The organism is Curtobacterium sp. B8, assembly GCF_000333315.1.
GTDB classification, from domain to species: Bacteria; Actinomycetota; Actinomycetes; order Actinomycetales; family Microbacteriaceae; genus Curtobacterium; species Curtobacterium luteum.
The window spans coordinates 1-8,118 of record NZ_BACW01000225.1 but is presented as its reverse complement, the minus strand read 5'-3'; the positions used below and the strand labels follow the sequence as shown (position 1 = coordinate 8,118).

Sequence of the window (8,118 nt, the reverse complement as noted above, 5' to 3'; positions counted from 1 at the left end):
CCGGTCACCGACGCCCGGAGCTCGTCCTCCGAGACCCAGGCGTACTCCGCGACCTCGTCGTCCGCGGGCGCGGGCACGTCGTCGGTCACGGCACGGAACACCGGGCAGACCTCGTTCTCGACGATGCCCGAGGCATCGACCGCGCGGTACCGGAAGTCGGGCAGGACGGACTCGACGTCACGGACGGTGATGCCGAGTTCGCGGGACGCCCGCCGGGCGATGGCGTCCTCGAACGACTCGTCCGGCCCGGGATGACCGCAGAAGGTGTTCGTCCACACCCCCGGCCAGGTCTTCTTCGAGAGCGCGCGACGGGTCACGAGGACCTGCCCCGCGGTGTTCCGCACGTGGCACGAGAAGGCCAGGTGGAGGGGCGTGTGGTCGGTGTGCACCGTGAACTTGTCCGCCGTCCCGACCGGGGTACGGTCGTCGGCCAGCAGCACCACGGATTCAGGAAAAGTCGTCATCTGCACCGATAGGTTAGGCCAATGAGCGAGGAAGCGACCACCGTGGCGCAGAACGACCTCGAGCTCGTCGACGACTGCCTCGAGCGCTTCTTCTCCGTGTCGAGTGCCCGAGCGGAGCGCTACGGCGGGCCGAACCCGGAGCTGTGGCGCGTGCTGCGCAGGGCGAGCATGGGCGGCAAGCGGTTCCGTCCCCGCATGGTCCTCACGGCCTACACCGCCCTCGGCGGCACGGACACGGCGGCCGCGGTGCAGGTCGGCGCCGCCTACGAACTCCTGCACACCGCCCTCGTGGTGCACGACGACGTCATCGACCGCGACTGGTCACGCCGTGGTCAGCCGAACGTCGCCGGGTCCTTCCGCGACACCGGCACGACCGGCGGCCTCCCGCTGCCCACGGCCGAGCACCGGGGCACGAGCGCGGCCGTGATCGCCGGGGATCTCGCGCTCGCGGCAGCCCCGCGGTTCATCGAGGCCTCCGGGGTCACCGGGGAGCGCCGGGCCCGCCTGCTCGACATCTTCGACGAGGCCGTGTTCGCGAGCGCTGCGGGCGAGATGGCCGACGTCGACCTCGCGCTCGGCCCGATGCCCACCGTGGACGAGGTCCTCGCCATGGAGCGCGCGAAGACGAGCGTCTACTCGTTCGAGGCGCCCCTGCAGTCCGGCGCCGTGCTCGCCGGCGCCCCGGAGCCGGTCATCGCGGCGCTCGGGGCCTTCGGCCGGGAGATCGGCATCGCGTACCAGGTCGTCGACGACCTCCTCGGGGTGTTCGGCGCCGAGGCCGAGACCGGCAAGACCGTGCTCGGCGACCTGCGCGAAGGCAAGCGGACGGTGCTCATCGCGCACGCCGCGTCGACCGACTGCTGGCCGGATCTCTCGCAGCACCTGGGCGACCCGGACCTCACCGAGGAGCGGGCGGCCGAGTTGCGTGCCACCCTGGTGTCGTGCGGTGCGAAGTCCGCGGCGGAACAGCGCGTCGCCGAGCACACCGCCCTGGCCCGCGCCGAGCTCGCGGGCCTGCCGTACGACCTCGCCGACCGACTGGAGTGCATCGTGACCGAACTCGTGGAGCGCGCCCGGTGATCACCGAGCACCACCTGCACCGCGACCGCTCCGCCCGACTCCCGCTCTACGACGCGACCGCCGAGGCTGCGTCCGGCGTCGTCATCGACCGGTACTCGACCTCGTTCGGGCTGGCCTCGCGCCTGCTCCGGAAGGACGCCCGGGAGCACATCCGCAACGTCTACGCGCTGGTCCGGGTGGCCGACGAGGTCGTGGACGGCCCGGCGACCGAGGCCGGGCTCGACCGCGATCTGGCCCGGACCGTCCTGGACGAGCTCGAGCGCGACACCGAGCGCGCGATCGAGCTGGGGTTCTCGACCAACCCCGTCGTGCACGCCTTCGCCCGGTCGGCGCGGGTGACCGGCTTCGGCCCGGAGCTCACCCGTCCGTTCTTCGCGTCGATGCGGATGGACCTCGACCGCACGGTGCACGACGACGCCTCCTTCCGGGAGTACGTGTACGGCTCGGCCGAGGTCGTCGGCCTCATGTGCCTCCGGGCGTTCGTGTACCGCGCGGGACGCCCGACGTTCGACGACGCCGTGCTCGTCGACGGTGCCAGGGCACTCGGTGCCGCGTTCCAGAAGGTGAACTTCCTCCGGGACCTGCACGCCGACTTCGAGGTGCTCGGCCGCTCGTACTTCCCCGGCGTCGACATCCGCACCTTCGACGAAGCCACGAAGGCCCGGCTCGTCGCCGACGTGCGCGCCGACCTCGACCGCGCCGCGATGACGATCCCGCTGCTGCCGCGCGACGCCCGACACGCGGTCGGCCTGGCGCACGCGTTGTTCCACGAACTCAACGAGCGCATCGACGGCACCCCCGCGGCGAAGCTCGTGGCGACGCGCGTGCGCGTCCCGAACCCCGTCAAGGCGCGGCTGGCCGCGCAGGTCCTGTCCGGCCGTGGGCCGGCCACCCGTCGGCCAGGAGGCTCGTCGTGACCCCGCCCCGTGCCTCCCGTCCGACCGGTTCCGCGTCCACCACCCGGCGCAAGGTGCCCGTCCGTCGCGCCGTCGTCATCGGCGGCGGCATCAGCGGACTCGCGTCCGCCGCGCTGCTCGCCCGTGACGGCTACGCCGTCACGCTGCTCGAGCAGCGCGCGCAGCTCGGCGGCCGAGCGGGGTCGTGGGAGCGGGACGGCTTCCGGTTCGACACCGGCCCGTCGTGGTACCTCATGCCCGAGGTGTTCGACCACTTCTTCCAGTTGCTGGGCACCACCGCCGCGGAGCAGCTCGACCTCGTGACGCTCGACCCCGGGTACCGGGTGTACTCGGAGGGGCACGACGAGCCGCTCGACCTCCGCGCGGACAAGGAACGGAACATCGCGCTCTTCGAGTCGGTCGAACCCGGCGCGGGCGAGCGCATCCGGAAGTACCTCGACTCCGCCGAGGAGACCTACGCCATGGCGGTGCGGCGGTTCCTCTACACGAGCTTCCAGGACCTCCGGAAGCTCGCCGCTCCCGACGTCCTCCGGCGCCTGCCGAAGCTCCTGCGCCTGCTCACCGAGCCCCTCGCCAAGTACGCCGAGACCGCCGTGCGCGACCGTCGGCTGTGGCAGGTGCTCGGCTACCCGGCCGTGTTCCTCGGCACGAGCCCGTACCAGGCGCCGAGCATGTACCACCTGATGAGCCACCTCGACCTGGCCGACGGCGTGCAGTACCCGAAGGGCGGCATCCACGAGATCATCACCGCGATCGGTCGGCTCGCCCGTGCCGAGGGCGCGCAGGTCATCGCCGGCGCGAAGGTGGAGCGGATCCTCGTCGAGGACGGCCACGTCACCGGTGTCGTGCACCGCGACCGGGACGGCGGCCAGCACGTCGCGCCCGCCGACCTCGTCGTGAGCGCCGCGGACCTCCGGCACACCGAGCTGCAGCTGCTCGGCCCCGAGCACCGCACCTACCCCGCGAAGCACTGGCAGAAGCGCGACCCCGGGCCGTCCGCCGTGCTCGTCTACCTCGGGGTCGACGGGCCCGTGCCGGGGCTCCTGCACCACACCCTCGTGTTCACCGCCGACTGGCACGCGAACTTCGGCGCGATCTTCGGCAAGGACCGTCACGTCCCCGACCCGGCGTCGATCTACGTGTGCGCGCCGAGCGAGACCGACTCGACGGTCGCCCCGCCCGGGTCGAGCAACCTCTTCGTCCTCGTGCCGCTGCCCGCGGACGTGTCGATCGGCAAGGGCGGGATCGACGGCGCCGGCGACTTCGAGGTCGAGCGCATCGCCGACCGGGCCATCGACGTCATCGCGGAACGCGCCGGCGTGCCCGACCTCCGCGACCGCATCCGGGTGCGCCGGACCATCGGCCCGCAGGACTTCGCGGACGACCTCAACGCGTGGAGCGGGTCGATGCTCGGGCCGGCGCACACGCTCCGGCAGAGCGCGTTCTTCCGCGAGCCGAACCGGTCGAGGAAGGTCGACGGGCTGTACTACGTCGGCGCCTCGACGACGCCGGGGATCGGTCTGCCGATGTGCCTGATCAGCGCCGAGGTCCTGCTCAAGCGCATCCACGGCGACACCAGCACGGAGCCGCTGCCGACGCCGCTGGTGCGGGACGCGGCGGTCTGATGCCGGGGCTGTACCTCGCCGGGCTGGTCGTGTCGCTCGTCGGCATGACCGTGCTCGACGCCCGCTTCCGGCTGTTCTTCTGGCGGGCGCCGTGGCGGGCGGCAGCGGTGACGGCGATCGGGATGGTGTTCTTCGTCGTGTGGGACGTCGCCGGGGTCGCCGCCGGCATCTTCTTCATCGGGCCGCAGCGGGTGTTGACCGGGCTCGTCGTCGCGCCGGAGGTCCCCGTCGAGGAGCTCTTCTTCCTCCTGCTCCTCTGCTACACGACGATGAACGCGTTCGGCGCGGTGCGGCCGCTCGTGACGCGGGCGCTCGATCGGCGGCGGACGTGACCTCGCACGCCGCCTACGCGCTGCTCGCCGTCCCGTTCCTCGCGGTCGCGGTGGTCGTGGCCGTCCTCGCCGGCGTCGTGTCCGCGCGCCGCGACCGGGCCGCCGGGCGCGCGTCGGGTCCCGGGCGCCGGGCAGCCGTCGTCAGCGCGGTCGTCGCCGGGGTGGTGCTCCTCGTGATGACCATCGTGTTCGACAACGTCATCGTGACGCTGCGCGTGGTGGCGTACGACCCGTCGCTCATCAGCGGTGCGAAGATCGGGGCGATCCCCGTCGAGGACCTCGCGTACTCGATCGGCGCCGTCCTGCTGCTGCCCGCGCTGTGGGTGCTCCTCGACCGCTCCACGTCCTCCGCGCCGACCGCGCGACCGTCCCGCAGCGCGCCCGACGCGCGACCGACCCGCAGCGCGCCCGAGGCGCGACCGTCCGCAGAAGGCGAGCCGACCCCATGACCGCGATCCGTGCCTCCAGGCCGTCGACCCTGCGCGCACTGTTCACGTCCTCGCGTCCGATCAGCTGGGTGAACACCGCCTACCCGTTCGGAGCCGCGTACCTGCTCGGCACCGACGTCTTCGGGGCGACGATCAGCATCGTGACCTTCGTCGTCGGCGTCGTGTACTTCCTCGTCCCGTACAACCTCGCGATGTACGGCATCAACGACGTCTTCGACTACGAGTCCGACCTCCGCAACCCGCGCAAGGGCGGGGTCGAGGGGGCGCTCCTCGACAAGAGCGTGCACCGCACGACGCTGTGGGCCGTCGTCGTCACGAACGTGCCGTTCCTCGTCGCGCTCGTCGTCCTCGGCGGGCTGAGCGGCAACGGCCCGTGGTCGTGGCTCGTCCTCGCGATCAGCGTGTTCGCGGTGATCGCGTACTCGGCACCTGGGCTGCGGTTCAAGGAGAAGCCGTTCCTGGACTCCCTGACGTCGTCGACGCACTTCGTGTCGCCCGCGGTGTACGGCCTCGCGCTCGCCGGGCCGCACTGGACCGGGCAGCTCGTCGCGGTGTGCGTCGCGTTCTTCCTGTGGGGTGTGGCGTCGCACGCGTTCGGCGCCGTGCAGGACGTCCTCGCGGACCGGGCGGGCGGGATCGGTTCGGTCGCGACCGTGATCGGCGCTCGGGCGACCGTGCGGCTGGCGTTCGTGGCGTACGTCGTCGCCGGTGTGGTCCTGCTCTTCTCGGCGTTCCCGGGGCCGATCGCGGCGGTCGTGGTGGTGCCGTACGCGCTCAACGTGCTGCCGTGGTGGAACGTGACGGACGACGGGGCCGAGGCGGCCAACGCGGGCTGGAAGCGGTTCCTCTGGATCAACTACCTCGCGGGGTTCCTCGTGACCATGGCGCTCATCGCGTACGTGTTCGTGCGCTGACGCGGCCCTGTTCGTCCGCTGACGCGGGCGTGGGCGTCCTGCCCGCGGCGCGCGTCGCTCGCTGTCGGTGACGCCTGACAGACTGGACGGACGTGCGCCGTCGACGGTGCACGCGTCGAACACGAAGGAGTGCACGCATGCCGGTCCGCATCATCCACGTCGGTCTCGGAGGGTGGGGCGGCAACTGGGCCCGCACCGCCATCCCCGAGGTGTCGGAGGTCGAGGTGGTCGGCATCGTCGACCCGGTGGCCGCGACGCTCGACGCCGTGCGCACCGACCTGGGTCTGCCGGCGTCCGCCGCGTTCGGCTCCCTCACCGAGGCGCTCGCCGGGGTCGAGGCCGACGCCGTCGTCATCACCGCCCCCGCCGTCACGCACGTGCCGCTCGCGCTCGAGGCCCTCGACGCAGGCAAGCACGTCCTCGTCGAGAAGCCGTTCGCCAACACCGCGGAGGAGGCGGCGACCGCCGTCCGTCGCGCCGAGGAGCTCGGGCTCGTGCTCCAGGTCAGCCAGAACTACCGCTGGTACCCCGCTCCGCGGGTCGTCACCGAGCTGCTCGAGGCGGACGCCGTGGGCGAGGTCGCCACGATCGACGTCGACTTCCGGCAGTGGGACAACGACCTCCCGTTCGAGGAGCACCCGCACTACCGCTTCCCGCACGCGATGATCAACGACATGGCGATCCACCACTTCGACCTGATGCGGATGATCACCGGCCGGGAGCCCGTACGCGTCTACGCCCGCGCCTCCTCGCCGTCGTTCAGCAAGTACCAGGACGAGGCGATCGCGTCGATGCTCATCGAACTCGAGGGCGGGCTCGTCGTGAGCTACCGCGGCAGCTGGCTGTCGCGTGCGCCGCGCACGGCCTGGGCGGGGGAGTGGAGCATCCAGGGTTCGGACGGCGAGCTCTGGTTCACGAGCCGCTCGGGTGAGCCGAACGCCGTGGAGGGAGACCGCGTCACGATCCGTCGCACGCAGGACGACGAGGCCGAGCCGGTGGAGCTGCCGACGATGGAGCACACCGACCGGCAGGGCGGGCTGCAGGCCTTCGCGCGCTCGGTCACGGGCGGTGCGGAGCCGGAGACGAGCGGACGCGACAACCTCCGGAGTCTCGCGGTGATGGAGGCCGCGCAGCGTTCGGCCGAGTCCGGCGTCCCCGAGGACGTCGTCGTCCCGGAGTAGCCGCGCCGCGGTTGCGACCAAGAGCCGGCCTGGAGGCGCGTGGCGGCCGTGCCACGTGCCTCCAGGCCGTCGTGCGGTCACGACCACCCGCGCGACGGCCCCGTCGCTGGGAGGCGAGTCTCGTGCCAGCGGACATGTCTCGCGCCCGAGGGCGCGAGACATGTCGGTCAGCCCGAGTCTCGGGGCGCAGTACCTCCGCGCCGCGCGCCGTCGGCACCGGAGACGCCCTGAACTGTGGGCCGTCGCCGATCAGCCCTGGTAGGCACGACGTATGCCCAACGACAGCCTTCCCGAGCTCGAACTCGCGAACACCCGTGCTCGCGAGGGCATCACCGACACCGTCGCGGAGATCCGCCGCCGTGCCGACCTGCCCGCCCGCACCCGACTCGCGGTCGCGAAGACGCGGCAGCGGTGGCACCGCGACCCCACGCCGCTCGTCGCGATGGGGATCACCGCTGCCGCCGGCATCGCCGCGATCGTCCTCGGAGCGCGGATCGGCCGCACCGACGCCGGGCACCTCGCCCGGCCGCCGGCGTCGACGGCGTTCACGGCCCTGCTGCCGTTCGGCGCGCGCGGTGGCGACGGCCCGGGTGCCGCCGAACAGTCGCAGCCCGGGCGGAAGGGCCGGAAGGCGCGGAAGAAGGCGGCGGAGGAAGCGCTCGAACGCGACCCGATGCACCGCAACCGGGTGAAGCAGCGCGCGGGGATCGCCGCGGTGCAGCGCCGCGCGACCAAGAACCGGAAGCAGGCAGCGAAGCGGTCGAAGCAGGCTGCCAAGGCCGTGGCGAAGGGCTGACCGACGATGGCACGCGAACGCGACAAGCCGTCCGCTGACGACCCGCGGAAGCCCGACGGCCCGACGGACCTCGCGAAGCCGACGGTCTTCTACACGCTGAAGAAGACCCTCCGCGAGTTCTCGAGCGACCAGTGCACCGACCTGGCCGCGAGCCTGACGTACTACACCGTCCTCGCGCTCTTCCCGGGCATCCTGGCCGTGGTCTCGATCCTCGGGCTGGTGTCCGACCCCGGGAAGACCATCAACGACGTGCTGACGGTCGTCACGAACATCGGTGGTGGTGACGTCGCCGAACTGCTGCAGGGCCGGGTCGAAAGGGCTCGTGCGCTCGCCCGCGGCGCCCATCACCTTCATCGTCGG

10 protein-coding genes are annotated in these 8,118 nt (G+C 72.2%); 9 read left to right on the top strand and 1 reads right to left on the bottom strand.

Going from position 1 to position 8,118, the window contains the following annotated elements; genetic code table 11:
• The coding region (idi, locus tag I59_RS05695; RefSeq protein ID WP_031273039.1) for an isopentenyl-diphosphate Delta-isomerase at positions 1-464 on the bottom strand (464 nt) is incomplete at its 3' end.
• A gap of 21 nt (positions 465-485) precedes the next feature.
• Here idi and I59_RS05690 point away from each other — a divergent pair.
• The 9 genes from I59_RS05690 to I59_RS05650 form a co-directional block, all read left to right on the top strand.
• Positions 486-1,544 carry a polyprenyl synthetase family protein gene (locus I59_RS05690; protein ID WP_022903043.1) on the top strand — a complete coding sequence of 353 codons (1,059 nt, stop codon included), beginning with the start codon at positions 486-488 and terminating at the stop codon, positions 1,542-1,544.
• Positions 1,541-2,461 carry a squalene/phytoene synthase family protein gene (locus I59_RS22645; protein WP_083881954.1) on the top strand — a complete coding sequence of 307 codons (921 nt, stop codon included), beginning with the start codon at positions 1,541-1,543 and terminating at the stop codon, positions 2,459-2,461. Before I59_RS05690 ends, I59_RS22645 begins: the two co-directional genes overlap by 4 nt.
• Positions 2,458-4,086 carry a phytoene desaturase family protein gene (crtI, locus tag I59_RS22640; protein ID WP_083881953.1) on the top strand — a complete coding sequence of 543 codons (1,629 nt, stop codon included), beginning with the start codon at positions 2,458-2,460 and terminating at the stop codon, positions 4,084-4,086. Before I59_RS22645 ends, crtI begins: the two co-directional genes overlap by 4 nt.
• On the top strand, positions 4,086-4,418 hold the full coding sequence (locus I59_RS05675) for a lycopene cyclase domain-containing protein (RefSeq protein ID WP_022903042.1): 333 nt from the start codon (positions 4,086-4,088) through the stop codon (positions 4,416-4,418). Before crtI ends, I59_RS05675 begins: the two co-directional genes overlap by 1 nt.
• Positions 4,415-4,867: a lycopene cyclase domain-containing protein gene (locus tag I59_RS19290; protein ID WP_042726508.1), complete on the top strand. Its 453-nt coding sequence runs from the start codon at positions 4,415-4,417 to the stop codon at positions 4,865-4,867. Before I59_RS05675 ends, I59_RS19290 begins: the two co-directional genes overlap by 4 nt.
• Positions 4,864-5,781 (top strand): prenyltransferase, encoded by a 918-nt coding sequence (locus I59_RS05665; RefSeq protein WP_031273034.1) that lies wholly within the window; start codon positions 4,864-4,866, stop codon positions 5,779-5,781. Before I59_RS19290 ends, I59_RS05665 begins: the two co-directional genes overlap by 4 nt.
• A gap of 137 nt (positions 5,782-5,918) precedes the next feature.
• Complete coding sequence (locus I59_RS05660) at positions 5,919-6,962, top strand: Gfo/Idh/MocA family protein (protein WP_022903041.1); 1,044 nt, start codon at positions 5,919-5,921, stop codon at positions 6,960-6,962.
• A 271-nt stretch (positions 6,963-7,233) separates the two neighbouring features.
• Complete coding sequence (locus tag I59_RS05655) at positions 7,234-7,758, top strand: hypothetical protein (RefSeq protein WP_022903040.1); 525 nt, start codon at positions 7,234-7,236, stop codon at positions 7,756-7,758.
• A 6-nt stretch (positions 7,759-7,764) separates the two neighbouring features.
• Positions 7,765-8,118 (top strand): YihY/virulence factor BrkB family protein (locus tag I59_RS05650; protein ID WP_031273033.1); only part of this gene is annotated, 354 nt, incomplete at its 3' end.

Bases quoted from the DNA above. Each gene is read 5' to 3' on its own strand.
- I59_RS05690 (WP_022903043.1), top strand. From the start codon at position 486: ATGAGCGAGGAAGCGACCACCGTGGCGCAGAACGACCTCGAGCTCGTC.
- I59_RS05675 (WP_022903042.1), top strand. From the start codon at position 4,086: ATGCCGGGGCTGTACCTCGCCGGGCTGGTCGTGTCGCTCGTCGGCATG.
- I59_RS05665 (WP_031273034.1), top strand. From the start codon at position 4,864: ATGACCGCGATCCGTGCCTCCAGGCCGTCGACCCTGCGCGCACTGTTC.
- I59_RS05660 (WP_022903041.1), top strand. From the start codon at position 5,919: ATGCCGGTCCGCATCATCCACGTCGGTCTCGGAGGGTGGGGCGGCAAC.
- I59_RS05655 (WP_022903040.1), top strand. From the start codon at position 7,234: ATGCCCAACGACAGCCTTCCCGAGCTCGAACTCGCGAACACCCGTGCT.